The 26537-nt window shown below is 47.1% G+C and carries 22 protein-coding genes; 4 read left to right on the forward strand and 18 right to left on the reverse strand.

All coding sequences use genetic code 11. The features are described from left to right. Positions 1–4 precede the first annotated feature (4 nt). The 6 genes from ligA to FNY66_RS05530 are packed head-to-tail and all read right to left on the reverse strand — an operon-like array spanning position 5 to position 6605. Complete coding sequence (ligA, locus tag FNY66_RS05505) at positions 5–1999, reverse strand: NAD-dependent DNA ligase LigA (protein ID WP_330581277.1); 1995 nt, start codon at positions 1997–1999, stop codon at positions 5–7. 26 nt (positions 2000–2025) lie between these two features. Beyond that, entirely contained in the window at positions 2026–2775 is a 750-nt protein-coding gene (locus FNY66_RS05510) for a pseudouridine synthase (protein WP_150310521.1), read from the reverse strand. Next, entirely contained in the window at positions 2768–3922 is a 1155-nt protein-coding gene (locus FNY66_RS05515; RefSeq protein ID WP_150310522.1) for a DHHW family protein, read from the reverse strand. The genes FNY66_RS05510 and FNY66_RS05515 overlap by 8 nt, the downstream gene beginning before the upstream one ends. Positions 3923–3933: 11 nt before the next feature. Then, on the reverse strand, positions 3934–5343 hold the full coding sequence (locus FNY66_RS05520; RefSeq protein WP_087150951.1) for an MBOAT family O-acyltransferase: 1410 nt from the start codon (positions 5341–5343) through the stop codon (positions 3934–3936). Positions 5344–5361: 18 nt separating this feature from the next. Next, positions 5362–5847, reverse strand: coding sequence for a DUF4358 domain-containing protein (locus tag FNY66_RS05525; RefSeq protein WP_150310523.1), 486 nt, complete (start codon positions 5845–5847; stop codon positions 5362–5364). Then, the gene (locus FNY66_RS05530) at positions 5844–6605 is read right to left on the reverse strand and encodes a GDSL-type esterase/lipase family protein (protein WP_150310524.1); all 762 of its coding nucleotides are present in this window, start codon (positions 6603–6605) and stop codon (positions 5844–5846) included. The genes FNY66_RS05525 and FNY66_RS05530 overlap by 4 nt, the downstream gene beginning before the upstream one ends. Positions 6606–6882: 277 nt before the next feature. Between FNY66_RS05530 and FNY66_RS05535 the strand changes: the two genes are divergently transcribed. Beyond that, the gene (locus FNY66_RS05535; protein ID WP_150310525.1) at positions 6883–7368 is read left to right on the forward strand and encodes a DUF5721 family protein; all 486 of its coding nucleotides are present in this window, start codon (positions 6883–6885) and stop codon (positions 7366–7368) included. Positions 7369–7458: 90 nt separating this feature from the next. On the opposite strand, the gene htpG is transcribed toward FNY66_RS05535, so the two are convergent. Then, a complete protein-coding gene (gene htpG, locus FNY66_RS05540) occupies positions 7459–9543 on the reverse strand; it encodes a molecular chaperone HtpG (RefSeq protein ID WP_150310526.1) in 2085 nt (694 codons plus the stop codon). A gap of 189 nt (positions 9544–9732) precedes the next feature. Continuing rightward, a complete protein-coding gene (locus FNY66_RS05545; protein WP_087150946.1) occupies positions 9733–10251 on the reverse strand; it encodes a peptidylprolyl isomerase in 519 nt (172 codons plus the stop codon). Between the two features lie 339 nt (positions 10252–10590). On the opposite strand from FNY66_RS05545, the gene FNY66_RS05550 reads away from it, so the two are divergent. From FNY66_RS05550 to FNY66_RS05560, 3 genes are all read left to right on the forward strand, one after another. Then, complete coding sequence (locus tag FNY66_RS05550) at positions 10591–11703, forward strand: ABC transporter ATP-binding protein (RefSeq protein ID WP_150310527.1); 1113 nt, start codon at positions 10591–10593, stop codon at positions 11701–11703. Between the two features lie 151 nt (positions 11704–11854). Then, positions 11855–12760, forward strand: coding sequence for a PucR family transcriptional regulator (locus FNY66_RS05555; RefSeq protein WP_150310528.1), 906 nt, complete (start codon positions 11855–11857; stop codon positions 12758–12760). A 3-nt stretch (positions 12761–12763) separates the two neighbouring features. Beyond that, positions 12764–13264 carry a DUF6106 family protein gene (locus tag FNY66_RS05560; RefSeq protein ID WP_087150943.1) on the forward strand — a complete coding sequence of 167 codons (501 nt, stop codon included), beginning with the start codon at positions 12764–12766 and terminating at the stop codon, positions 13262–13264. Positions 13265–13720: 456 nt separating this feature from the next. Here FNY66_RS05560 and trxB read toward each other — a convergent pair whose 3' ends face one another. The 10 genes from trxB to FNY66_RS05610 form a co-directional block, all read right to left on the reverse strand. Then, on the reverse strand, positions 13721–14626 hold the full coding sequence (gene trxB / locus FNY66_RS05565; RefSeq protein WP_087150942.1) for a thioredoxin-disulfide reductase: 906 nt from the start codon (positions 14624–14626) through the stop codon (positions 13721–13723). Positions 14627–14630: 4 nt separating this feature from the next. After that, positions 14631–17006: a ribonucleoside triphosphate reductase gene (locus FNY66_RS05570; protein WP_150310529.1), complete on the reverse strand. Its 2376-nt coding sequence runs from the start codon at positions 17004–17006 to the stop codon at positions 14631–14633. Positions 17007–17242: 236 nt separating this feature from the next. Continuing rightward, positions 17243–17935: an anaerobic ribonucleoside-triphosphate reductase activating protein gene (locus FNY66_RS05575; protein WP_150310530.1), complete on the reverse strand. Its 693-nt coding sequence runs from the start codon at positions 17933–17935 to the stop codon at positions 17243–17245. A gap of 51 nt (positions 17936–17986) precedes the next feature. Continuing rightward, complete coding sequence (gene proC / locus FNY66_RS05580; RefSeq protein ID WP_150310567.1) at positions 17987–18781, reverse strand: pyrroline-5-carboxylate reductase; 795 nt, start codon at positions 18779–18781, stop codon at positions 17987–17989. Positions 18782–18841: 60 nt separating this feature from the next. Continuing rightward, positions 18842–19114, reverse strand: a complete 273-nt coding sequence (locus tag FNY66_RS05585; protein WP_087150976.1) for an acylphosphatase — start codon at positions 19112–19114, stop codon at positions 18842–18844. A 27-nt stretch (positions 19115–19141) separates the two neighbouring features. Further along, on the reverse strand, positions 19142–20458 hold the full coding sequence (locus FNY66_RS05590; protein WP_087150939.1) for an ATP-binding protein: 1317 nt from the start codon (positions 20456–20458) through the stop codon (positions 19142–19144). Further along, complete coding sequence (locus FNY66_RS05595; protein ID WP_087150938.1) at positions 20455–21165, reverse strand: LytR/AlgR family response regulator transcription factor; 711 nt, start codon at positions 21163–21165, stop codon at positions 20455–20457. Before FNY66_RS05595 ends, FNY66_RS05590 begins: the two co-directional genes overlap by 4 nt. A 191-nt stretch (positions 21166–21356) precedes the next feature. Then, positions 21357–21830, reverse strand: a complete 474-nt coding sequence (locus FNY66_RS05600; protein ID WP_087150937.1) for a hypothetical protein — start codon at positions 21828–21830, stop codon at positions 21357–21359. A gap of 2 nt (positions 21831–21832) precedes the next feature. Further along, positions 21833–24964 (reverse strand): glycoside hydrolase family 3 C-terminal domain-containing protein, encoded by a 3132-nt coding sequence (locus tag FNY66_RS05605; protein WP_087150936.1) that lies wholly within the window; start codon positions 24962–24964, stop codon positions 21833–21835. A gap of 38 nt (positions 24965–25002) precedes the next feature. Further along, positions 25003–26490, reverse strand: a complete 1488-nt coding sequence (locus FNY66_RS05610) for an MFS transporter (RefSeq protein WP_150310531.1) — start codon at positions 26488–26490, stop codon at positions 25003–25005. Between the last annotated feature and the right edge of the window lie 47 nt (positions 26491–26537).

Here is a 26537-nt window from a genome sequence, read left to right on the forward strand (position 1 = left end):
TATATTATCCGTTCAACATATTTAAGAACTCTTCTTCCGATATAATCGGGACATTCAAGTCTCTTGCCTTTCTGTTTTTTGAAGAGGTTGAATTCACATCATTGTTGATAAGATAATTTGTCTTCGATGTTACGCTTCCTGTCACCTTTCCCCCTCTCTTTTCAATTTCTTCTTTTACTTCTGCCCGGTTAGCGAAATGATGCACGCTCCCGGTTATCACAAAGTTTACTCCTGCAAATTTCTGAGAATCCTCTGCTGTTTCTTCCTGCGGGATTTCAACTTCTTGCAGCAGTCGTTCAAAAATATCTCTGTGTTCCCCGTCAGAAAAATAATCGACAAATGTGCCGGCGATCACGCCGCCCACACCTGAAATATCACTCAGTTCCTCCACAGTAGCGTTTAAAATACGCTCCGGATCATTTCCCAGCGCTCTGCATATCACTTTTGCATTGGCGCTCCCGACATTCGGGATTCCCAGGCTGTATACCAGACGGGAAAGCGTCGTCTTACGCGCATTCTGGATGCTGTTCTGAAGATTTACGAAGGACTTTTCCCCAAAACCGTCCATCTGCTTGATCTCTTCTTCATATCTGTCGAGATGGAACAGATCGGTAAAGTCTTTGACATAGCCGTTCATGATAAACTTTTCAAGAGTGGCCTCGGAAAGCCCCTCGATATTCATGGCGTCACGGCTTACAAAAAGGGTAAACGACTTAACATGCTTAGCCTGACACTTCGGATTAGTACAAAAGAGTGTCTTCGTCTCATTTTCCATGGCGATCCTCGTCGGGCCGCCGCACACCGGACATTTCTCCGGGATGTCTTTCACACCGCTTCTTGTCAGGTTCTCCGCGATCTGGGGGATTATCATGTTGGCCTTATACACCGTGATCCTGTCGCCAATCCCAAGCTCCAGATCTTCCATAATGCTGATGTTATGGACGCTGGCGCGGCTCACTGTCGTACCCTCCAGCTCCACAGGCTCAAAGATCGCCACTGGATTGATAAGTCCGGTCCTGGACGGACTCCATTCAATCCCGGTAAGCGTCGTCTCCCTGATTTCATCCGCCCACTTAAATGCAAACGAATCCCGGGGGAATTTCGCCGTGCTTCCGAGCGACTGTCCATAAGCGATATCATCATATACAAGCACCAGTCCGTCCGACGGGACTTCATTTTCCCCGATATGTTCCGCAAACCAAGCAACCTCTTCGTCCACCGTCTCTGCCGTCACCGGATGATTCTCCACCACATCGAATCCCTGACTCTTGAGCCACTGCATCTGATACAGCCTGGAATTCTTAAAATCCACTCCGTCAGCCTGTACAAGGGTAAATGCATAAAATCTGACATTTCTCTTTGCCGTGATCTCATTGTTGAGCTGCCGGACGGAACCGCTGCACAGATTCCGCGGATTCTTGTATTTTGCGTCGGCATCTCCGATCTCTTCATTGATCTTTTCAAAATCCTTATAAGAGATAACGGCCTCTCCTCTCAGGACTAGTTCACCCTGATAAGGGATGGCAAGCGGAATATTCCTGAACACTCTCGCATTATTTGTGACTACCTCTCCCACTTCCCCGTTTCCGCGTGTCACGGCCTTCTCGAGCGAACCGTTTCTGTAGGTGAGGACGATGGTAAGGCCATCCAGTTTCCACGAGATCATAGCCTTCTGATCTCCGAGGAATTCCCTGAGTCTCTCTACTTCTTTTGTCTTATCGAGCGAAAGCATCGGACGCTCATGACGCTCTTTAGGAAGATTGCTGAGCACTTCATATCCCACATTGACTGTCGGGCTCGCCGCAAGAGTTGTTCCCAGCTCTTTCTCCAGCTCAAACAGTTCATCATAGAGACGGTCGTACTCATAATTGCTCATGATCTCCTTATCTTCCTGCTCGTAAGCACGGCGTGCACGGTTCAGTATATCTACCAGTTCACGCATATGCGCCATCTTATCTGCTGTTTTATCTTCCACTCTGTTTTCTGTATTATTATCCATATTCTCCCCATCCTGATTTCTGTCATTTATCGTTTCGGCGAATCCTGTATGAGACTATAGAGCTCCTCAAGCTCTTCGTCTGTCAGCTTTCTGTACTCGCCTTCTTTCAGACTGCCCAGACGTATGTTCATGACCCGCACTCTGAGCAGATCCCTGACCTCGTACCCGAGCGCCCCGCACATCCGTCTGATCTGGCGGTTCAGTCCCTGTGTAAGTATGATCGAGAACGTATATTTCCCGATCTTTGTGACGCGGCACGGTCTTGTCACCGTATCCAGGATCGGAACTCCGCCCGACATTTTTTCTATAAATTCTTCCGTAATCTCTTTATCTACCGTGACCTTATATTCTTTCTCATGACAGTTGGCCGAGCGCATCATACGGTTGATAATATCTCCGTTATTTGTCATCAGGAGGAGCCCTCGGGAATCTTTATCCAGCCGTCCGATATAAGTGACTCTGATCGGATAATTCAAAAAACGTACAATACTGTTTCTCTCCCTCTTCTCCTCGGTGCATACGATCCCCTTTGGCTTATTGACCGCAAGGACTACCATCTCATCCCTTTTTGATACGACCTTTCGTCCCACGCGCACTTCCTGACCGGGGCTGATCCTCATCCCGGTCTGTGCAATCCTGCCGTCCACTGTGACACGCCCATCTGCAATGAGGCGGTCTGCCTCCCTCCTGGAGCACACGCCCGCCTCACTTAAATATTTGTTCAACCTTACCGGCTCTGTTTTCTGTAAAAACTCTTCTCTGATACGATTACTCACCTGCAAACACTCCGCTGATATTATTGTCTGTAAAAAATGTATTGCCGCTGTACAGGATCAGGGCATCCGTAATCCTGTAAGTATCCATGATATCCGTCATCGTTCCGCTGTAGTAGCGCGGATCGACCACAACGATCTCACGGTAATACGGCGCCAGGAAAGGAATAAAACAGTTTGCAAAAGAATCCTTGACAACGAGAAGACGCTTCTGACTCGTAGAAACTGTCCTGATATCTATAACAGAAGTATTTCCTCCCAGAAAGACACCGTACTTATCGCGTTCTTCCAGCTTTGACGAATCATACAGTGACGTTGTCTTCCTCCCCTCATCCACATAGCTTACCACCAGATCGTCGTCTCCTTCGGTCGGGGCATAGATATCGATCTGTTCCTGCTCATCAAGCCCTACTCCGCTCGTGGAAGCAAGAACACCGTTAAAGCTGTCCGTTACTGCATAAGAGACAAAATCATCTGATACATCCCCTTCGATCCCCAATACCGGAGCTGCATCCTGGAAAACATAAAATGCGGCCTGTGTTGTCCAGTGATGATCCGTCTTATAGTATAACTTATCTGATTTGTGATTATTCAGTACGGAGACCGTATCGATCCAGTTGACTGAATCGCCCAGCCCGCGTTCTGCCATACTGAAAAGCTGCCGCTGATCTTCCACTTCCGCAAATGCCGGCAGACTGTCGCTTAAAATGCATGCGGCATCCGGCACCAGCATCATCGTGACGGAAACGTCATCATAAGTATCGGCAAAATTCCTGATCGCAGAGACATTTTCATCCATCTGCCCTTCCCCTGGCACTTCAATATCCTCCATGAGCTGTCCGTTTCTCCCGATATATATGCCGTTCTCCATCCTGCTGCCGCCCAGACGGTCGATACTTACTTTTACGCTCCGCCATATATCTCTTCCGACAAACTGATCACTCAGATAGTTTTCCCACTGTTCCATAAAATCGCCCGTCAGTATCGTCGCCATATTAAAGTTCGGGCGTGATTCCAGCGTACGGTTCTCCATCTCTGACTCTTCCCTGTCAGGCACTGCCACATTTATGATCATTACAAGGAAAAGCAGCATAATAAATATTTTCCCGATGAGATTTGCTATTCTGGCTTTTCTTTTTCTGCTGTTCATAATAATCCCGCCTAAAATCTGAAATACAAAAATGGATTAAAAGTACCTGTCACAAGGAATGCAACCGAAATCAGGAACATTCCGATAAAAATAACTGCTGCCACTGTCAGTTGTACATACTGATTCCGCGGCACACGTATCACAGCCTTGATGAGTCTTATCCCCAATGATGAAGAGGCGATGACTGCAAACAGATAGAGCAGCCAGTGGGAGATCAGTATGAATACGCCTGTATTATCAACGATTCCTGCCCCTCCTCCTATCATGGCAAGGAGATACCTCATCGCATACCCTAAGCTTGGACTGAAGAAGAATACCCAGCCTACAAGCACTATGATCGCCGTATATATATGGCGCACCGGATTTGGAAGCCGGTCAACAAAAACTCCCCATATGTACTTCTCCATCACCAACACGACACCGTAATACACACCCCACGCCACGAAATTCCATGCAGCTCCATGCCACATACCGGTCAGAGCCCATACGACCATAAGGTTGAATATATTTCTTGAGACAGAGCAGCGGTTTCCTCCCAGCGGAATATATACATATTCCCGGAACCATGTACTCAGAGAAATATGCCATCTTCTCCAGAATTCCGTAACGCTTTTTGATATATAGGGATAATCGAAATTCTTACGAAACTCAAATCCGAACATCTTTCCCAGTCCGAGCGCCATATCCGAATATCCGCTGAAATCAAAATAAATCTGGAACGCATAGGAGATCACGCCGATCCAGGCTGTCAGTATCGACAGATTGCCCGCCGCCATGCCGGAAATCTCCTCGAAGACAGCGCCCGCCGAATTGGCAAGTATCACCTTTTTGGCAAGTCCTATAATAAAATACACAGCTCCGTTCCCGATCTTCACCGCGTTCATCTTCCGGCTGCGCAGCTGCTCTTCTATGTCCGAATAACGCACGATCGGTCCCGCGATCAACTGCGGGAACATACTTATATACAATGCAAAGTACAATATATTTTTCTGTACCTGAGCCCTCTTCCAGTACACATCCAGAATATATGAGATTGCCTGAAACGTGTAGAATGAAATCCCGACAGGAAGAGCAAGCTCCCGGTACGGAATATCTGTCGGGAGCACAGCATTGAGCGTCTCCACAAGGAATCCGTAATATTTAAAGAATCCAAGTATAAGCAGATTTCCCACAAGCGCAAAAATCACGCCGTGCTTTGCCTTGCGCGGGTCATCTTCATTGACTTTTATATCCTGACCGCAGAAATAATTAAATACAATAGAGAGAATCATAAGTATGACATAGACAGGTTCTCCCCATGCATAGAAGAACAGACTTGCGATCAACAAGACAATGTTTTTCACTTTGTATGGAACAAGATAATAAACTGCCAGTACGATCGGCAGAAATAAAAACAAAAATGTGATACTGCTGAATAACATCCGCCCTTTTCCTCTCTCTTACAGACTGCTGCTGAACGCGCTGAGATAAGCATCTGCATCCTGGGAACATGCGAAGAAGATATACGTCCCCCTCACACTCTGCCTGACATTTTCAAGCAGTTTTACCTGATCCGGTGCATATCCGTCGAAATCATTTATACGCGCCTCTACTCTCTGATCGATCGCATCCGTGATTTCCTGTATCTGGCTTTCACTTTTGACTTTGATCAGAAGGACTTCCTCCGCCGATATATTCGAGCCGGAAGAATAATACATAACCCCGTCATAATCCGCCGCATTCAGACTGAAGTTGCGTTTAAATACGGCAGGCTCCTGTTCTGTCAGCACCTCCGTGTCAAGGGAGCCTTCCACCCCCTGCCTGACTTCATCGAATGATTTGTTACTTCCGCTGGCAAAAAGCATGAGAAGAACAACAAATACTACGATCAGCATAAATACAACATATTTCATGATATGGGCAATGCCCGGTTTCTTAGACATCATAGTGCAGCCACCTCCGCCATGTGCTCCGCCCATATAGGATAGAAATCCGCTATAAAATGCTGGCCGTCCTGTTCAAAATACCGGTCTTCCACAAGATCAGTATTGTCAATAAAAGCAATGCTTTTGCTGTCACACAGTTCTTTCAGCGCCGTATTATAATCGGATATATACGCCAGATAGGGGTCCTCCTCTATCGCGCTTTCCTGTACCGGAAAGATTGAATTAACAAATATATTTGCATCCGGCACTTCCTCGGCAATCTTGTTCAGTACTTCCGTGTACTGAGAGATAAATTCATCCACATCTCCTTCTGTGGCAGCAAGATCATTTCTGCCCAGAGCAAGAAAGATCGTGCCCGGACTTATCTCCTTAGCCTGAGCGATCAGTTCATCCGTCTCGTACAGATGGACTCCTATCTTGGATATTACACTGGACGCATTAAGGACATCATACACTGTAAATCCATTTGTCACAGAGTCCCCTATCACAACCGCCCCGCCGAACTTCTCTCGCACACTCCTGTCGTCTTCTCCGTCCTCCGGACTGTCCTGCTGTTCAAGAAGGCTTATTTTACTCTCGATTTCCGTAACATCTCCTGCCTCCTGTTCCTGAATATATTCCAGTCCGGCAGAAGTATCTACGCTCGGCCTGATCAGGCCGCTCACGCCCCGTACAATAACAATGGCCAGTATAATGATCACTGCCGCCAAACCTAAGATAACAAGATACCTCTTTGTCTTTCGCTTTATCTTTATCATAAATTCTTCTGACTTTCTCTCTGAATAAATTTTATATGTCTGCTTTTAGGCTGTAGTAAACCACGGTACTTTATAATAATAAAGTTTTTCACAGTAAAAGTCAATCTCATAGCAAAATGGCAAGAAGTCCGAAGACTGCCTGCCATAGATTCCCTATTATTTCATTATGTTTTCCGCCCTGTACATCTTTGGTACACCATTTCCTTATGAAACAGATTACAAAACGTATTCCTTTGTGGTATGATAAAACAAGCACAGATCAGGAGGAAATTTTTGAATGATATCAGTATCTATCCCCGACATAAAAGACTTTACATCGCAGCTTTTTCTGAAAGACAGTTTTGACAGCTTCTGTTTTATTGAGGGCGATATCGTAACTTTTAATACGTTTCACATCGATGGATTCGTTCAGAAGGGATTTTTTGATACAGATACCGTACTCCCGGAATATTCCTATTGGAAAAATGTACGTGAATACTGCTTTAATATAATCAAAGGGAAACGAACACCTTTAAGTTTCCGCTTTATATTTAGTCTCTCTCCCAAAAACATCGAACGACTCGTCTCGCAGAATGTTCCTTCCATTCATCCTGAGGATGTAAATGGACTATATCTTAACGTACACTTTGACGGAAGCCGCATCACCTGTGTGACCGGAACCTCTTTTAAGACATTCACATTGGATAAGACATTGGAACATGTATGGGATGAAATGGTAACTAAGTTTCTACACCAGAAAGGAATTCCTTTTGAACAGCAATAATTTGATATTAAAATATAAAAAGGTGAAAGAAACCATCACTCCAGGTTTTCTTTCACCTTTTATAATAATACAATTTTTACCGCTAAATAATTATTTCGTCAGCAGCATCATGATCTCATTACTCCGCTGTACGAACGCCGTCATCTCTTCCGGGCTTAACGGTTTATGTGCCAGCATTGCCAGATCATAGAGCTGTTTGCAGATGATCGGCACATTCTTGCTGCGCTTGTGCTCGACAAGGAACTTAACCAGCGGATGATTCACATTCAGAATCAGAGTAGCCTGGGTTCCGAACATGGACGGATCCATACCGTTCATGCCGTACATTCTCATCATCTCCGCCATACGTCTCTCCTGTTCGGAAAGCACTGCCATAGATGCGACCTTTTCATCTTTTAATTTCTCAACTTTCACATCCAGCTTATCATTATTCAGCTCTTTGCGGAAGATTTCCACAAGGCTGTCTGCTGTCTTCTGGAATGATTCCTTCTCGTCCTCAGAGACTTCATCTTTCAAGGACTCATGAACATCTGCGTCGATCCTCAGGAACTGCACATCCTGATGTTTCTGCTCCAGATATGTCACAAATGCGGAATCGATATTGTGTGTCAGGATGATAGCGTCCTGTCCCTGAGCCTTGAACATGTTAATGTACTGGCTCTGCTGTACCTCATCGGTCACATAATAGATGCTCGTCTTCTTCTCTTCCTTGGCGTTGTCCGCATCTTTATCTGCGTCTGAATCCGCGCTGTCAGATGTGCTGCCTTCTGTTGCGGCATCTGTGTTCTCACTGTTCTCTGCACCGCTGTCCTCTGTCTCATCCATGCCTTTGCTCTCTTTGATCACATCTTCCAGAGTCAGGTACTTGTGGTCCAGATTCTTGTAGATCATGGAGTCTTTCATCTTTTCGCCGAACTTTTCGTCTTTGAGGCATCCGAACTTGATGAACGGGCTGATGTCATCCCAGTATTTCTCGTAATTCTCTCTGTCTGTCTTGAACATTCCCGTAAGCTTGTCAGCTACTTTCTTGGAAATGTAATCTGCAACTTTATTTACAAAGCCATCGTTCTGCAGCGCGCTTCTCGATACATTCAGCGGCAGATCCGGACAGTCGATAACTCCTTTCAATACCATCAGGAATTCCGGGATCACTTCTTTAATATTATCCGCGATAAATACCTGGTTGTTGTACAGCTTGATCGTTCCCTCGATGGACTCGTACTCTGTATTGATCTTCGGGAAGTACAGGATACCTTTCAGATTGAACGGATAGTCCATGTTCAGGTGGATCCAGAACAGAGGCTCCTTATAATCCATAAATACCTTGCGGTAAAATGCGATATACTCGTCTTTTGTACACTCGCTCGGGTTCTTGCCCCAGAGCGGATGTGTATCACTTAAAGACACCGGGCGTTTCACGATCTTAACTTTCTTCTTCGGTTCGCCCTCTTCTCCTTCTTTCTTCTCCTCTTCGATACGCTCGACAACCTCGTCTGTATCCAGCAGATCTTCTTCGTCAATCGTCTCATACTCCGGCTCTGCATTTGCCTTGGAGAGGAAGACCTCTACCGGCATGAAAGAACAGTATTTCTCAAGCACTTCTCTCGCCCGGTACTCATTTGCAAATTCAAGGCTGTCCTCATTAAGGAACAGTGTGATTTCCGTACCGACTGTTTCCTTGCTGCCGTCCTGCATCTCATACTCCGTGCCGCCCTGGCTGGCCCAGTGTACAGGTGTCGCTCCTTCTTTATAGGAAAGAGTATCGATCTGGACCTCATCAGCCACCATAAATGCTGAATAAAATCCGAGTCCGAAATGTCCGATCATATCATCTTCTGTCGTTTTGTCTTTATATTTCTCAAGGAACTGCGTCGCACCGGAAAATGCAATCTGGGTAATATACTCCTCCACCTCTTCCGCTGTCATTCCGAGACCATTATCGATAAACTTCATCGTCTTTTCTTCCGGATTGACGATCACCTGGATCTTTGCTTTATAACCATCCGGGAGTTCATATTCTCCCATCATATCCAGCTTTTTCAGTTTCGTGATCGCATCACATCCGTTTGAGATCATCTCTCGCACAAAAATATCATGATCAGAATATACCCACTTCTTTATAATAGGAAATATATTCTCACTGTCGATCGATAAGTTACCTTTTTTAACTTCCATCACTAACACCTCTTTAAAAAAATGTCTGACTATCTGCAGCTGCATTTGCCGGCTCTCACCCGCAGCTGTCGCAGACCGTTTTCTATGCCTGCAATACATTCTAGTACACAGAAAATGAAAAGTCAATAGAAAATTAGCACTCTTTTAAATAGAGTGCTAACAATTCATTCCAATCTTAATTTTAATAAGTTATACTGTTTCCGGTTCGTCATACGTTTCCCCAAACAGTTCTACAGTTACTTTCTTCATTTTCTGTTCTTGCAGCGGACGGTCGCTGTAGTCTGTAGCAGTTTCGGCAATTTTATTCACTACGTCCATCCCCTCGATAATCTTTCCGAACGCCGCATATGCACCGTCAAGATGCGGAGACTTCTCATGCATGATAAAGAACTGGCTGCCCGCCGAATCCGGATGCATTGCTCTCGCCATAGAAAGAACGCCCGGGTCGTGTGCAAGGTCGTTTTTGAATCCATTCTGAGAGAACTCTCCTCTGATCGAATATCCCGGACCTCCCATTCCGTTTCCGTTCGGGCATCCGCCCTGGATCATAAATCCGCGGATCACGCGATGGAAAATGAGCCCGTCATAAAATCCCTTATTTACTAATGAAATAAAATTTCTTACCGTATTCGGAGCAATCTCAGGATAGAGCTCTGCCTTCATGATGTCACCGTTTTCCATCTCAAATGTTACAACTGGATTAGCCATAATAATTTCCCTTTCTTTCAATAATATTCAAACACAGATATTGTATCGAATTTCTCTGAGAACGTCAATCTTTCACCTTTCCGGCGTATACTTGACTACACCCCTTTCCGTTGCCGGATCGGGTAATGACAACATCATAATTGTATCACATCCATAATGAACAGTATAGCTACTGTGCTGCAGCCTATACTGTTTTTATATCCTGAATTTTCATATGGTTGAAATGTACATTATTTTTTCTATTTTTTAGTCACTCGTAACATTGTCCGCTGCCGGCTTCTGGATTATACTAATTCCAGATTCAAGGAAAACAATTATTTTTAAGGAGGCTACATAAAAATGGCAAGTTTATCACTTCAGGGTATTCAGAAAATTTATCCGAACGGATTCCACGCAGTTAAAGACTTTAATCTTGAGATTGAAGATAAAGAGTTCATCATCTTCGTTGGACCGTCAGGATGTGGTAAATCTACAACACTTCGTATGATCGCAGGTCTGGAGGATATCTCCGGTGGTACACTTAAGATCGATGGAAAAGTTATGAACGATGTAGAGCCGAAGGACCGTGATATTGCAATGGTATTCCAGAACTATGCTCTGTATCCGCACATGACAGTATATGACAACATGGCATTCGGATTGAAACTTCGTAAAGTTCCGAAAGACGAGATTGACAAAAAAGTTCGCGAAGCAGCAAGAATCCTTGACCTTGAGAAACTGCTTGACCGTAAACCGAAGGCTCTTTCCGGTGGACAGAGACAGCGTGTTGCTATGGGACGTGCGATTGTCCGTAACCCGAAAGTATTCCTGATGGACGAGCCGCTTTCCAACCTAGATGCAAAGCTGAGAGTTCAGATGCGTATCGAGATCTCCAAACTTCATGAGAATCTGGGCGCTACGATCATCTACGTAACACATGACCAGACAGAGGCTATGACTCTTGGTACAAGAATCGTTGTTATGAAAGACGGTGTTGTTCAGCAGGTAGATACACCTCAGAACCTTTACAATACACCTTGCAACCTGTTCGTTGCAGGATTCATCGGATCACCGCAGATGAACTTCATGGATGCTGTATGTAACATCAAGGGCAACGATGTAACACTTACAGTCGGCGAGCATGTACTTAAAGTACCGGCTTCCAAGAAGAAAGCTCTCATTGATGGCGGATATAATGGAAAGACTGTTGTTCTCGGAATTCGTCCTGAGGATGTACATGATTCAGAAGCATTCATCAGCAACTCACCGGACAGCGTGATCACATCTACGATCAAAGTTTACGAGCTGCTCGGAGCTGAGGTATTCCTGTACTTCGACGTAGAGGGAACACAGATGACAGCACGTGTCAATCCGCGTACAACACTGAGAACAGGCGACAAAGCTGTATTCGCACTCGACATGGAGAAGATCCACGTATTCGATAAAGATACAGAGTTGACGATTACAAACTAATGTTTTAAAATTGGGATAGCAGCTGAGCGGTTGCAAAGATGCTATTCACCGCTGGTCTGCCTGACCGGCAAGCTTACCGCTTATCTATCATAATATGAGGGGCTGCACTTGGATAACGAGTGCAGCCTTTTTATCAGCCAGGAGAAGAAGAATGGATCTCACACAGGAACTGACAAAAGCACTCGCAGAACTGAAACGCATTACCGGCATCACGCTGGAGGTCAATATCGATACGCCCGAAGCAGCGGAACAGGCTGTCATACAAATACGATGCCTGTGCACGGCTTATAAAGAAAAATATAATAAATCTGATTTTCTTCAGGGGCTGATGACGGGCGGAATCCCGGCTTACGACATTGCCGAACGCGCGAACCGCCTTCATATCAATCCGGATGACAAACGCGTCCTTTTTCTCCTGGAATCCAGGCATATTGATGAGACTGTCAGCGAAATATTAAAGAACATGTTTCCCGCACAGACGAAGACTTATCTTGTGCCCGTCACAGAAAATACGCTCGCGCTTCTGCGCCCTGTACGCCCCGGTGAAACAGAGGCAGACAGCCGCCGTATTGCCCGCACAATCGTGGATACGCTGAATACGGAAGCTCTCGCCCAAGTACAGTTATCTTACAGTTTTATATTCAAAAGCCTTGCGGACCTTCCCGAAGCATTCCGTGAAACAAGTCTTGCTCTGAAGGTAGGCAAGCTTTTCTATTCAGAACAGACTGTATTTCCGTATAATGAACTCGGAGTCGGCCGGCTGATTTATCAGCTCCCGGTCACTCTCTGTGAGAATTTTTTGAAGGAAATCTTTGGTCCTGATGTACCGGAATCATTTGATGATGACACACTCGGAACAATCAACCGTTTCTTTCAGAATAACCTTAATATTGCAGAGACTTCCCGTCAGCTTCATATGCACCGCAACACATTGATCTACCGTCTGGAACAGATTGAAAAACGCACAGGACTCGATGTGCGGCTCTTTGAAGATGCCATGACATTTAAGATCGCCATTATGGTGCTTAACTACTTACAATCAGAAAGGAACCATTAAACTATGAACGACGCATTATATGAACAGCTAATCTCCCGCAGACCAAAGGCATACGACCTGCCGGTCCGTATCCTTGTAATCCTCGTTATCGTGGCAGTAGCAGTGCTCGGCATGCCGTTTATCGGCTTTTTGTCATTTGTGATCGCTGTTATTCTGGCGGTGGTCGCTTATTATTTTATCTTCCCAAAGCTTAATGTGGAATACGAATATATTATCCTCAATCATGACCTGCAGATCGATGCGATCTACAACAAGGCAAAACGCAAACGCCAGCAGAGCATTGACATACAGGGAGCTGAGATCATCGCACCGAAAGGTTCACCGAGACTGAACTCTTATAAACCGGACAAAGTATACGACTACAGCTCCGGCAATCCGGATGCGAAAGCTTATGCCATCATGATGCCAATGGATCAGAAAAATATATGCATTTACATCGAACCCGATGCAAAGATGACAGATCATATGAAACAATGGATGGGAATGAAGATGTTTCAGGATTAGATCCGATTTCTCGGATTGACAAAGTTTCCGCCGGGAGGTATGTATTGTTAGCGCACACGTTTTCACTCGGTCGCCGCTCAGCGGTACATAGGAGCGCAAAGGACGCGCTCCAAGTGCCGGCGCGGCTCCAACGGTGCGTACACAATACATACCTCCCGGCTGCTTTCTTTCCCATTCCGAAAATCGAATTTCTATCGGGAGGAACAAAACCGGTGCTTTCTCAACTACGATCCTTTTTCCACCAGTTTTTACAACTTTCGTTTTTGTCAGACAGACTGTCAGTATAGACAACCTAGAAACCTATTGAAAAGGAACGGCAGTCGATGAAGTTCCGATCTCTTCCGATTTGTATGAATGTTTGTTGAAAGATAGCGCTACGGATGAGAATAAGTGGACTGCTGTTCGGTTAGTATATCTCTTTACTACCGCAGTACTATCTGTTCAATATGAATGAATTTACTCTGCTATATATTTGCACGCGGCCAGTGCCGCCACTGCTCCGTCTGCCGCTGCTGTAGTGAGCTGTCTTACTTCTTTTGTGCGGCAGTCGCCCGCGGCGAAAATTCCCGGGTGGGATGTCATGCAGTCCTCTGAGGCAAGGATAAAGCCGTTCCCGTCCAGTTTTACAGTCTCTGCGAAAATTTCGTTCTGCGGAATCTGGCCGACTGCAATAAACACGCCGGATACTTCCAGCTTATATTCTTTTCCTGTCTTTTTGTTATTCACGATCAGCCGTTCAACTGATGTGTCACCAATGATTTCTTTTACTATTGTATTCAGGACAAATTCTACATTTTCTTTTCCCTGCAGACGTTTTACGATACTGTCCTCCCCGCGGAACTCATCTCTCCGATGGATCAGGTACACTTTACGGCAGTAATTGGAGAGGAATTCGGCATCCTGAAGTGCCGTGCTCCCGCCGCCGACGACAGCTACGTCTCTTCCTCGGAAGAACATACCGTCACATGTAGCACAATAGGAGACTCCGGCCCCTGTCAGGCGCTCCTCATTCGGTACTCCGAGATGGCGGTGTGTCACACCGGTTGCCAGAATGATACTTCTGCATGGATACTCTTTACCGGTAGTCTCAATGACCTTGACCGCACCCTCGTCTCGAATCCCCGTCACCTGTTCCATTACTGTCTCGGTTCCCAGTTTCATCGCCTGATCCAGCAGGTTCATAGAGAACTCACTTCCGCTCACGCTGGCGATTCCCGGATAATTTTCCACATTAGGTGAAGATGTAATCTGGCCTCCGAATGTGCTGCCTTCAATAATGACCGTCTGTTTTCCGGCCCGCTGCCCGTAGATGGCAGCTGTCATTCCGGCGGTTCCACCGCCTATGATACCAATATCGTACATATGATCAACCTTCCTTTTCTGCATATTTTTTTATATTTGATGCATTTGCCAGTTTCGTCACCTGACCATCTTTTACTATAATCAGGGTTGGCGCCTGCATGATACCATATTTTTCTACCAGATCCATATGCTCCTCTGCGTCGACTACTTCATATGATATGTCGGCTTTCTCCAGAGAATTCATCGCCACACGGCAGTTGGGACATGTCTTTGTAGTAAAGAGCAGTGTCTTTAACTCTTCTCCGCCGCTTTCCGGATCTGATTTTTCCGCTTCTTCCGCTGCCGCCGCAGTACGCGGTCTCATACGGGAGTGTGTGATGTCATACACTCTTCTTTCTTTATACTCCTGGGTCTTTCCGTCATTCCAGTTTTTGACCGGCCGATAATATCCCGTGATCCTGCTGTAGACCTCTGTCTCTTCTCCACAGTGCGGGCATTTGAACTGCTCACCCGGGAGGTAACCGTGATTCTTACAAATAGAATACGTCGGCGATATCGTGTAATATGGAAGTTTATAATTTTCGGCTATCTTCCGCACGAGGGAGGCCGCTGCTTTCCAGTCGGGCAGTTTTTCTCCCAGGAATGTATGGAATACTGTACCGGACGTGTAGAGCGTCTGCAGCTCGTCCTGAATATCAAGCGCCTCGAACACATCGTCCGTATACCCTACCGGAAGATGGGAGCTGTTCGTATAATACGGCGTGCCATTCTTCTCTGCCGCCGTAATGATATCCGGGAACTGTGCCACATCGTGCTTTGCCAGACGGTACGTGGTAGATTCTGCCGGAGTCGCCTCCAGATTGTAGAGATCCCCGTACTGCTCCTGATAATCAGAGAGGCGTTCCCTCATATGATTCAGCACGGCTTTTGTAAATTCCTGCGCCTCTGTATGCGTCAGATCCCGGCGGAGCCATTTTGCATTCAGGCACGCTTCGTTCATGCCGATCAGACCGATCGTAGAGAAATGATTCTCAAATGTTCCGAGATATCTCTTCGTATACGGGTACAGACCTTCATCCAGCAATTTTGTAATGACTGTACGTTTGATATGGAGCGATCTTGCAGAAATATCCATCATCCGGTCGAGTCTCTTATAGAATTCTTCCACATTATCCGAGAGATATGCTATTCTCGGCATATTGATCGTCACGACACCGACTGATCCCGTACTCTCTCCGCTACCGAAGAAGCCTCCTGATTTCTTGCGGAGCTCACGCAGATCGAGACGAAGACGGCAGCACATGCTGCGCACATCGCTCGGTTCCATATCGCTGTTGATATAGTTTGAAAAGTAAGGCGTTCCATATTTTGCCGTCATTTCAAATAGAAGTTTATTGTTCTCTGTCTCAGACCAGTCAAAATCACTCGTGATGGAATAGGTCGGTATAGGATACTGGAACCCGCGTCCTTCCGCATCTCCTTCGATCATCGTTTCGATGAATGCACGATTGATCATATCCATTTCTTCCTTACAGTCTCCGTATGTAAAATCCATCTCTTCCCCGCCTACGATCGCCGGCAGGTTCCTCAGATCGTCCGGTACAGTCCAGTCAAGCGTAATATTAGAAAACGGCGCCTGTGTTCCCCAGCGGGAAGGAATATTTACTCCATAGATAAATGATTCGATACATTTCTTTACTTCCCGGTAGGTCAGACGGTCAGTCTTTACAAACGGCGCCAGATATGTATCAAAGGATGAAAATGCCTGCGCTCCTGCCCACTCGTTCTGCATGATCCCGAGGAAATTGACCATCTGGTTACAGAGGACACTCAGATGCTTTGCCGGAGCAGAGGTGATCCTGCCAGGGATGCCGCCCAGGCCTTCCTGGATAAGCTGCTTTAACGACCACCCTGCACAATAACCTGTCAGCATTGAAAGGTCGTGGATATGGATATCTGCATTCTTATGCGCCTTCCCGATCTCATCGTCATAGATTTCAGAGAGCCAGTAATTCGCCGTAATCGCGCCGGAGTTGCTCAGGATCAGACCGCCGACCGAATATGTCACCGTAGAGTTTTCCTTGACTCTCCAGTCCGTCACTTTGACATAGCTGTCCACGATCTCTTTATAGTCGAGAAGAGTAGAATTCAAATTGCGTATCTTCTCCCTCTGTTTCCTGTACAGGATATACCCTTTCGCCACATCATCATATCCTGCCTGGATAAGAACGGACTCCACACTGTCCTGTATGTCCTCCACAGAGATCAGATTCTCGCTGATCTTCGGCTCAAAATCTGCCGTCACTTTCAGCGCCAGCATATCGATGATATCCTGATTGTAGTTTTTTTCCTGCGCCTCAAATGCTTTTCGTATTGCTTCTGATATCTTGGCCAGATTAAATGCCGCAATCTTACCGTCTCTCTTCTTCACCTGATACATAATCTCATGCCCCTTTCCCGATTCTGCTCAGTCATATTCATGATTTTCTTCACCCGTCCTTATGCCGGCCGGCATCTGATCCTATTCTATCACCTGTATGGAATCTGTGTCAATAAAAAGCACCAATATCTAGTACTTACGCAAAACATATCAATACTAGATATTGGTGTTCTTGTTCTGTAAATCCTTGTACGGAAAAGACAGTCTTCGTCAATACTCTGTCCCGCGGCTCTTGCCTATATGCCTCTCAATTCGGCATTTGGAACATATCTGCGCACAATATCAAGCGCCTGATCCATGATCTCTCTTGTGTAGGCACGAAGCCCCGGTCTGATCAGGTCGCCGGAATCCTCAAATGCCTGGAGGTAATATTTTTCAGCACCGGCCAGCCATCGTCCGATTGCCTCAAAGTCATCCCGCTTATGAAATTCTCTCACTACAGTAGTCCTGAACTCATACGGTATATTCCCCTGCATGAGGTAACCGGCACTCGCTTCTACATTTTCCATATCATAGTCATCAAGCCCGATCGTTACGCCGTACTTTTCAGGAGAATTCTTTATATCCATCGCCACGTAATCCACAAGTCCTGCTTCCGTAAGATGACAAAGTCTGTTGACATTACTCCCGTTCGTATCCAGCTTGATCTCATAGCCGAGAGCTTTTATCTTTTCCATAAATGTTTCCAGCCCCGGAGAGATCAGAGGTTCGCCTCCGGTAATGCACACACCGTCCAGCACGCCGGCGCGCTTTTTCAGAAACATCAGGACCTCTTCTTCAGAAATATCATTTTCCGGATCAATATGCGTCACAAGAGACGCATTGTGGCAAAACGGACAGCGGAAGTTACACCCGGCGAGAAATACCGTGCACGCAACTCTGCCCGGGAAATCAAGCAGCGTCACCTTCTGCAGCCCCTGAATCTTCATCTTCCTCTCTCCTGTCTGCAAGTCCGTTCCGAATTAACGGACGATACCTTTTTACATATTCCTTGACACATCCGCGCATGCTTTCATCGCTTCAATGACCGCGCTGCGGAATCCCTTCTCCTCGAGGACTCTGACTGCTTCGATGGTCGTTCCCGCAGGGGAGCATACCATATCTTTTAATTCGCCCGGATGTTTTCCCGTCTCGAGTACCATCTTCGCGCTGCCGTAGACTGCCTGCGCCGCGAACTGGTATGCCTGCGGCCTTGGCATCCCCTCTGCTACGGCGGCATCCGCCATCGCCTCGATAAACATGAACACATAGGCCGGGGAGCTGCCGCTCACTGCCACGACCGCATCGATCAGATGCTCTGCCACGATCTCCACCTTGCCGAATGAGCTGAGAATCTTGAGCGCATATTCTTTCTCTTCTTCTGCCACATACTGATTCACACATGCAGCAGTCATGCCTTCGCCTACAAGAGCCGGTGTGTTCGGCATGGTGCGCACGATCTTTACCGCCTTGCCGAACTGCTCTTCCAGCCATGCGAGCGTCTTGCCCGGTGCGATCGTTATGATGAGCTGGTCGTCACTTATGCAGTCCCTGATCTCAGCGATAGCGTCAGCATAATACTGCGGCTTTACCGAGAGGATCAGCACTTCAGATTTCTCCGCCGCTTCACGATTGTTATCTGTCACACAGATTCCGTACGTCTCTTTCGCACGCTCCCGCCCTGCCGGGGAGATATCAGCGCCGATGATCTCCTCAGGCCGGAAGATCTTATTCTTTATAATGCCGCCCATAATGGCTCCGGCCATGTTTCCTGTTCCGATAAATCCTAATTTCATGCTTCCTGATTTCATTGTCTATTCTCTCCTTCGTTGTTTTTTATGATAAGACTTGAAAGCTCACCGCACGGAAAAGCTCCTTTCATCATCGCGCAGCGGGATCTCTGTTGTATCCATCCACTCAACAGTGATAAATCTGTCGTGGTTCAGCCCCACGAGCATCTTATTGATCAGTGTCTCTCTTCCCTGTACTTCCATGGTCACGGTCCCGTCCCACTCGTTCTGCACCCATCCGGTGAGATCCATGGACCGGGCGAGATATTTCGCTGTATAGCGAAATCCTACTCCCTGTACTCTTCCGTGAAATACAATATGTTTTCTCACTTCTGACATATACATACTCCCTCTCTGTATGATTTTCTAACTCCTCTGGTTCAGAGGAATGAGCACGCGAAGCTCAAACCAGTTGTCTCTTACTCCTGTGGTTACAGAGCCTCCGTACTTCCTGACTGTGCTCTGGATACTCTTCATCCCGAATCCGTGCAGGTGCTTGTCCTTCTTAGTTGTGACAGGCATTCCGTTCCTGAATGATATCTTCTCTTCTGTGTAATTTTCAACACGGATTCTCAAAAAGCTCTTCTGCTCCGCCACCGACAGGTGGATCAGACGCTTCTCTTTATCATCCAGTTTCTGCACACTCTCGATCGCATTGTCGAGCACATTGCCAAACAGGGCGCTGATGTCCATCTCTGCCATGAAGTCAAGGAGCGTGCCGTCCGCCACACAGGTCAGATTGATATCATTATTCTGACAGTAAAGACTCTTGCTTGTCAGCACCGCATCGAGCACCTTATTCCCTGTCTTGTTCTGTGCTTCATAGGAGCGGATATCCTGTTCCATTTCTTCCAGATACTCTATCGATTTCCTGCTGTTTGCCTCTGCTTTCAGCAGTGTGATCTGGTGCTTCAGGTCATGATACTTCTGATTGACGATCTCTATGCTCTCCTGAGAGAGCTGATAGTTCTTATACTGCATTTCCAGGATATTCTGGAGAGTATCCACCTCGAACTTCATCTGGAGCTCTCTCGTCTGGATATGGTAGGCGTAGAGAACTGCCATGCCGCTTAGGTCCACCAGAGTGCGGATCGTAAACATTTCCCCTGCAAACGGGCTGCTGAACATCGTATTCTGATCCAGATAGCTCATATTACTCACAGCAAACACGGCAATCGTGATCACGATGACCGTCATCAGCTCCCGCCTGTTGATCCGGACATTCACCACGTCTTTCTGAAGCCCCCTCTCGATCAGCCAGATGACCAGGAAAATAATGCCGTATACCACGATCAGTTCTCCCCATTTCCAGAGGGAATCATGCCCGTCCTGGATACTTCCTCTCGTGTAGAAATAGATCTGCCAGCACAGGGATGCCGCAAACTCTCCCGTAATAAACGCCCTGGCGCAATAGTAGCCCGCTTCAGAAACAGTGAATTCACAGCTCACATACAGATAGAGCATGATCAGTGTGATCGACACTGTCATCGCCGGCAGGAACAGCACCTGCCGCACGCCGTCCGTCATCCACATGAAGCAGATAAGGGCGGCAAAAAATATAAAATGTGTCAGATATCTCTTCCATCCCGTAACTCTTTTGCGATTCGTACACGTCACAATAAACGCGGCAAGAATATACGCGATGGAATAGTAATATCCCGGCGTATTCACAATTCCGCTCATTTTCCCACCTCATTCATATAGTCGTTCAGTGCATCAAGAAATACTTTCTTCCGCGAACGGCTCACCTGTATCACATCCCCGTTCACCGTAACATCGCTCCCCTGAAAGTTCTCCACATAATCGAGATTAACGAGATAGCAGCGGTTGCATCGGAAGAAATTCTCTTCTTTCAGAGCATCTTCCGCGTCTTTTATTGTTCCTTTTGTCGTAAAATTCCCATCGACTGTATGGTAGATCAGATCATGATCCCGCACTTCTACATAACACAGGAGCGATACGTCCACCTTCCTTCTGCCTCCTTTCAGCGGAATCACGACAAACCGTACATCGTTCTTCCGTATCCTTGAAAGCGCTCTGTCGATCCGCTGAGAAAACGCAAAATAAGACAACGGTTTGAGCACGTAATCCAGCGCATCCACACGGTATCCCTGAATCGCATACTGAGGCATATTAGTTATGAATATAATAATAACTTCGGAGTCTTTCTCCCTGATCCGCTCCGCCGCAGACATTCCATCTAAAAATTTCATCTCAATGTCCATGAGGATGATATCGAAATCTGCAGAGTAATCCGTCACGATGTCTTCTCCGTCAGAAAACATAGTGACAGATATCTTCTGCTTTTTCTCTTTTTCGTACTGCTTCAGGTATTCCTTCAACTGTGCGGCATACATCTTATCATCTTCCACTACTGCGATATGGTACATGCCCGCCTCTCCTTTCCTCCTCAGTATCTGTTGGTGCAAAGTAACTTTTACTCCCGGCATCCTATGTATCAGTATACCATCTTTTACACTAATATGAAAACAAAATTCAACCGGCTGCAGACCTGACGTGTTCTGTTCACGTCAGATCCGCAGCCGGAATATTTTATCTCATATTCAGTTTATTTGCTTCTCTATGCCTCTTTTTTGCGAAGTGTGAAGAAAGCAGCTATCATAGCAAATACAGCAGCAGCTCCCAGGCAGATCATATTTGCGATCGTTCCGGTTGCGGAAGACATATTTGCCGGCGTCTGTACTTCCTGAAGGACATCAGCATTCGAAAAATAGATGAAGCCCAGTCCTTCCGCTCTTGCGCTGATCAGATTGACCAGACAGAGTGTGAGCAGTACCGGAACCGCTATCCTTAAAAGTCCGGAAATGATCTCTGTCACAATAGCAGCCGTTCCGGTTACCTTTGGCTGTGCCAGGGCAATGACCGCCGCCAGCATGACCACGGCAATCACGCAATATGCGACCAGATTGGCAACAGAAGCATTCTGGAAATATCCTTCGCCGGAAATATTCACGCTGTAGACAATGACGGATACAATCGTCAGTACCGCCACGATAATATTAAACCAGATTCCGACAGACTGTTTCTTAATCATAGTTAGTCCTCCTTTTTCTTCGCCGGTTTCACAGTGAGCACGATCCATGCCGCAAGTGTGATCACGGCCAGAGCTCCGCTGACGTATGTCACGGTACTGATGGCAGTATCCCACCATGTCTGGACTCTCTCTGTGGAAACGTTCATAACAGCACTGTTTGCGAAAGTATACAACTGATATTTCAGGTTCTCACGGGCCTGATCAACGAGTGAAGCATCATTTGCCACCGCATCCTCGGAAATATAAGCCCATGTAGCGTCTGTTCCTCCGTCTCCCATGTTAATGTGGTTATCATTCGTCGCAAAGTCGGCAACCTGTGTGATGCCTGCCATGATCATGGATTCCGGATTGAAGTAATAGTTGTTGTTCATCATATCGGTCGAGATCAGACCTGTGTATCCCCACTCACCGCGGAGGATCGTCTGGAGCATCGGCGCATAGTGTGAAGCATTTGTTGCACCGATACGGTTGAAGGCGATCATTACAGCCATGCCGTCGGCATCCTCAAGTCCGCCCTGGAAGCAGCGCAGATCTGTCTCACGGAATTTCTGCTCATTCAGGTAAACAGAGATACCTGCACGGTTGTGCTCCTGATCATTGAATCCCATGTGTTTCGGGCCGTTGAGGATACCCATGTCAGCGCATCCCTGGAGCACGCCGTAACCCATGCGGTTCGTCAGCATCGGATCCTCGGAAATGTACTCATAGTTACGTCCATTGTAAGGTGTACGTCTCTGTGTCAGACCGACGCCCCACAGATGGTAACGCTGCAGCCAGAGTCCGGAGTTTCCTTCCACACGTCCCCAGTCGTAAGCCAGTTCCGGATTGAAAGATGATCCGAGCAGTGTCTGTGAATGTACGTTGAACCGGTAAGTCTCACCTGTCTCTTCGTCTGTATATGTAGCCGTAAAACCGCTGACACCTTCGTTCTGTACAACAACCGGGTTGTCAACATTGGTCAGTGTATCTGTCTGGCTTCCGCCGTGGATGACAGCTCCTACTGCCTCATCGATCGTGATCTGTCCGACAAGCTCTGTCCAGAACGGATCTGCAATATCTTCAAGCTGCTCGTACTGAATGTTTGTCGTATCAAATCTGAGTCCATTGTCTGTTCCCTCTGTCGCGGCATCCCCATCCTGGATCGTATAAGTCTCGCCACGAAGCTCTGCGATCCACTCCTCACTCTTCGGACTGTCGCTGATATTGATCTCAACTTCATTGTAGTTAACGGGCCATGTGCCCTCCCAGTCCTGACGGGACAGATATGTTACAGTATCGTCTTCTGTCCAGTAGTTCAGATCTGCATCGTCCGCCACGTTTGTGACTTCTGTATCATTGGATATAGCAAATGTGGTATTATCAAACTCTGCAAGATTCCATGTCTGTACATCTCCGGAAGCCTCTGCGTCCATACCGTCTGCAGTCGTATAGCCTTGTGCGGCAAGGATGTTGTTTACCGCCTCGTGGGAACCTGCTGCTGCCGTAAAGTAGTAGTCGCCTTCATCCAGGATATATGTCTTGGCATTTGTGTAATCGTAGCTTGCCAGATACTTGGTCGGAATCGTGATCGTAACTTCTTCTGTTGCCCCTGCAGCTACGTCTACTTTCGCCGAGTTAAGGAACATTACCGCAGATTTCTCTACATTGTTTTCTTTGTCATAATCTGTATACGGCTGCTGTACATACAGCTGAGCCAGGAATCGTCCGTCCTGATCGCTGTTGTTTGTAATCTCAACTACCGCAGTAATATTGCCGTCCTCAGTCCTGTCTACATCGATGCTCTTGAGAGACTGCTCGTAATCCAGATAACTGAGACCGTGACCGAAGTCGTAGATCACTTCCTCATTGTAATTCCATGCATCAGACTGCGTAGCGCCTGCACTCGAAGCAGCTCCGGAATCCGGATTTGCAATGGAATCATAATATCTTGTCTCATAGTATTTATATCCGACGTAAATGCCTTCGGCCTCTACAATATAAGTTCCTCCGTTATATGTAGGTGATGTACCGCCGAAAGAACCTGCCTCAACATTTTCAATAGTTGTACCCGGATAACGGGAATCATCTCCGTCGCTGTTTACAACTTCGTAGTCGGCATAGTAGCCGCCGCCGAAGTTCTGTACTGCCGGAATTGATGCGTTATCTGCTACATAAGTATCCGGAAGGGCTCCGGTCGCATTGATCTGTCCTGTAAGGACATTGACAACGCCTGTTGCCTGGTAGTCATTGAGGCATCCGATATATGCGATACCGTCTACTTCGTGCTCACCGCCTGCTGCGATGTCTGAGAGCATCATTGTATTTCCCGAGTTGATGAGAACGACTACCTGGGAACATGTCTCTTTCGCCGCATCGATCACGGCCAGTTCATCCTCTGAGAGAGCAAGCGGATCTTCTCCGGTCTCCTCTCCTGCATAATTTACAGCTGAACCGGGCGCATATGTATTACTCTCGCCTGCTCCGCGGGCAAATACACAGATTCCCACTGTATTATCCTTGTCAATCTGTGATTCCCAGTCAGCCGGAGCACCGAAGTTCTCATACTCTGACGGCGGTATTTCGTTGATCTGATATGTGGTCATATCTCCCGGGGAAGTCACGTAAATATTGTCGTACGCTGTCTGGATCTCTATCTCACCGGTCCACTGGTTCGGCACCTCTTCCGTATGCTCGTTGAGGATGCCATTCTCGTAGAAGTCCATCACAGTCTGGTTGATCTCAATCCCGGCATCCTGAAATGCCTGTACAAGATCCACCGCATCTTCATTTCCCGCCTTAAGGTCGCCGCTCGCATAAGGATACGGCGCGTAAGCTGCCAGACCGAACAGTGCCACACTCTTGCCGGAAAGAGGCAGTACATTGTTGTCATTTTTCATAATGACTGTACCCTCTTCTCCTTCCCGCACGGCAATGTCTTTCGCAGCGGCTTTCATTTCCTCGAAGGTCGCATAGTCACTGACAAATCGTGCCGAATCCTCATCCGTATTAGTAACGTAACTCTGGGTTCCCAGAAAGTCGTCGATTCGTGCGCGGTATCCGTCTGCAATGTCCGCGCCCACGATAGACAGTGCCATCACGGAAGCAGTTATCGCTGATAGACCGCGCATGACAGGTGCAAGTTTTTTTGCTCTCATAATTTCTCCTCCTTTGATTATTGATCTATTTTTTCAGCTTAATGAGCTGTGAGATCCGTATTGTTCCTCTTCTCGATCTCGGCCTGCTCTTCTTTCAGATTATCTTCCACGCGGAAGAACAGGAACAGAAGGATCGCGCATATCACGTATGCGATCGTCTCGAACCAGATATAGCTGACCGAGATTCCCGTCTGTGCCAGAGCACTCTGCATGTCAGTTCCGACTACCAGGTTCTGATCGTATCCCACCATATTCAGGATGGCTGAGAATACCGCATTCATGACCGGCGACGCCGCTACCATGAGTGAGCTGTAGATAGACATCGTCAGGCCGTCTGTACGAAGCCCTGTCTTCCACTCGATATGGTCGATGACATCAGCCAGCATGGCAAGGATCATGTAGCATGCCGGCGAAGATCCCAGACATTTCAGCGCTACTCCGACTGCCACGGGAACAATATTGCTTCCGCCCATAATGGCGATTACGCCTCCGATAACACCGAGTATTAAGAAAGCACTTACTGTCTTTCGCTTGCCGAACTTCTGACACAGCGGATTTACAAAGAGCATTGCCACCGCCATGGGGATTGCTCCCATCACGGCAAGGATCGACTGATAAGTGCCCCAGCCATCCGGTCCCAGCGCGGAGTTGTCAAGTACCCACCGGCAGAAGTAAGACATAGATCCGTTCTTGATGGCGCCGGAAAACTGGAAGATCATATAGAAGATCATGACGACCCACCACCATTTTTCCGATGCCACGGCTTTGAACTGTGTTCCCATGGATGCTGTTTTTACCTTTGACTTACCTTCTTCCTCTCCCGCTCCGCCGGCCATGAGCTCTTCCGTGACGCGCTCCCGGCTGAACTTATACTGCAGGAAGATCGTAAGTGCCGTAATGATGCCCACTGCCAGCATCGCAGCAAACCACAATGCCTGGTTTTCCTTCAGGGCAAATGACACGAGGATCGGGAAAACCATGGATCCCGCTCCCATTGCCACAAGTCCTGCAATATTGTTGAAGGAAGCCAGCTGTCCTCTCTGATCCGAATTTCTCGTGGATACAGCGACAAGTGTAGAGTTTGCCGTGTTATAGATCGGATATGCGACCGAGTAGAACAAATTGTATGCGATCGCGATCCATACCATCTTCATCACACCATCAAAAGGCACGATAAACATCAGTACCGATGCCACTGACAGTGTAAGAGCTGACAGAAGTATCCATGGTCTTGCCTTTCCCGCAAGCACCCTCGTTCTCTCGATCAGCTGTCCGACAACCAGGTTCGCTATGACGATCAGTATCGTTGAAAACAGCTGCAGCGTCGTCAGAAATGTCAGATCCAGTTTCAGAACATCTGTAAAATAGGTGTTCAGGATACTGGTAAATATCCCCGATGAGAGAAGTCCTCCGATCGGTCCGATAAAATACCCAATCAGCATCTCGGGAGGGCGGACATCTTTCCCTTTGATCAGGGAGGATGTCAGCGGTGTATTCCAGAAGTTTGATTGTTTTTGCCGACTCATAATTCCCCTTTTCCTTTCTCTTTTCTTTCTATAAACAGAGCGGAATG

The organism is Mediterraneibacter catenae (assembly GCF_008691045.1).
Taxonomy (GTDB): Bacteria; Bacillota; Clostridia; order Lachnospirales; family Lachnospiraceae; genus Mediterraneibacter; species Mediterraneibacter ornithocaccae.

Coding starts and splice junctions, on each gene's coding strand:
- ligA (WP_330581277.1), bottom strand. CDS start 1,999: ATGGATAATAATACAGAAAACAGAGTGGAAGATAAAACAGCAGATAAG.
- FNY66_RS05515 (WP_150310522.1), bottom strand. CDS start 3,922: ATGAACAGCAGAAAAAGAAAAGCCAGAATAGCAAATCTCATCGGGAAA.
- FNY66_RS05520 (WP_087150951.1), bottom strand. CDS start 5,343: ATGTTATTCAGCAGTATCACATTTTTGTTTTTATTTCTGCCGATCGTA.
- FNY66_RS05525 (WP_150310523.1), bottom strand. CDS start 5,847: ATGATGTCTAAGAAACCGGGCATTGCCCATATCATGAAATATGTTGTA.
- FNY66_RS05530 (WP_150310524.1), bottom strand. CDS start 6,605: ATGATAAAGATAAAGCGAAAGACAAAGAGGTATCTTGTTATCTTAGGT.
- FNY66_RS05535 (WP_150310525.1), top strand. CDS start 6,883: ATGATATCAGTATCTATCCCCGACATAAAAGACTTTACATCGCAGCTT.
- htpG (WP_150310526.1), bottom strand. CDS start 9,543: ATGGAAGTTAAAAAAGGTAACTTATCGATCGACAGTGAGAATATATTT.
- FNY66_RS05545 (WP_087150946.1), bottom strand. CDS start 10,251: ATGGCTAATCCAGTTGTAACATTTGAGATGGAAAACGGTGACATCATG.
- FNY66_RS05550 (WP_150310527.1), top strand. CDS start 10,591: ATGGCAAGTTTATCACTTCAGGGTATTCAGAAAATTTATCCGAACGGA.
- FNY66_RS05555 (WP_150310528.1), top strand. CDS start 11,855: ATGGATCTCACACAGGAACTGACAAAAGCACTCGCAGAACTGAAACGC.
- FNY66_RS05560 (WP_087150943.1), top strand. CDS start 12,764: ATGAACGACGCATTATATGAACAGCTAATCTCCCGCAGACCAAAGGCA.
- trxB (WP_087150942.1), bottom strand. CDS start 14,626: ATGTACGATATTGGTATCATAGGCGGTGGAACCGCCGGAATGACAGCT.
- FNY66_RS05570 (WP_150310529.1), bottom strand. CDS start 17,006: ATGTATCAGGTGAAGAAGAGAGACGGTAAGATTGCGGCATTTAATCTG.
- FNY66_RS05575 (WP_150310530.1), bottom strand. CDS start 17,935: ATGAAGATTCAGGGGCTGCAGAAGGTGACGCTGCTTGATTTCCCGGGC.
- proC (WP_150310567.1), bottom strand. CDS start 18,781: ATGAAATTAGGATTTATCGGAACAGGAAACATGGCCGGAGCCATTATG.
- FNY66_RS05585 (WP_087150976.1), bottom strand. CDS start 19,114: ATGTCAGAAGTGAGAAAACATATTGTATTTCACGGAAGAGTACAGGGA.
- FNY66_RS05590 (WP_087150939.1), bottom strand. CDS start 20,458: ATGAGCGGAATTGTGAATACGCCGGGATATTACTATTCCATCGCGTAT.
- FNY66_RS05595 (WP_087150938.1), bottom strand. CDS start 21,165: ATGTACCATATCGCAGTAGTGGAAGATGATAAGATGTATGCCGCACAG.
- FNY66_RS05600 (WP_087150937.1), bottom strand. CDS start 21,830: ATGATTAAGAAACAGTCTGTCGGAATCTGGTTTAATATTATCGTGGCG.
- FNY66_RS05605 (WP_087150936.1), bottom strand. CDS start 24,964: ATGAGAGCAAAAAAACTTGCACCTGTCATGCGCGGTCTATCAGCGATA.
- FNY66_RS05610 (WP_150310531.1), bottom strand. CDS start 26,490: ATGAGTCGGCAAAAACAATCAAACTTCTGGAATACACCGCTGACATCC.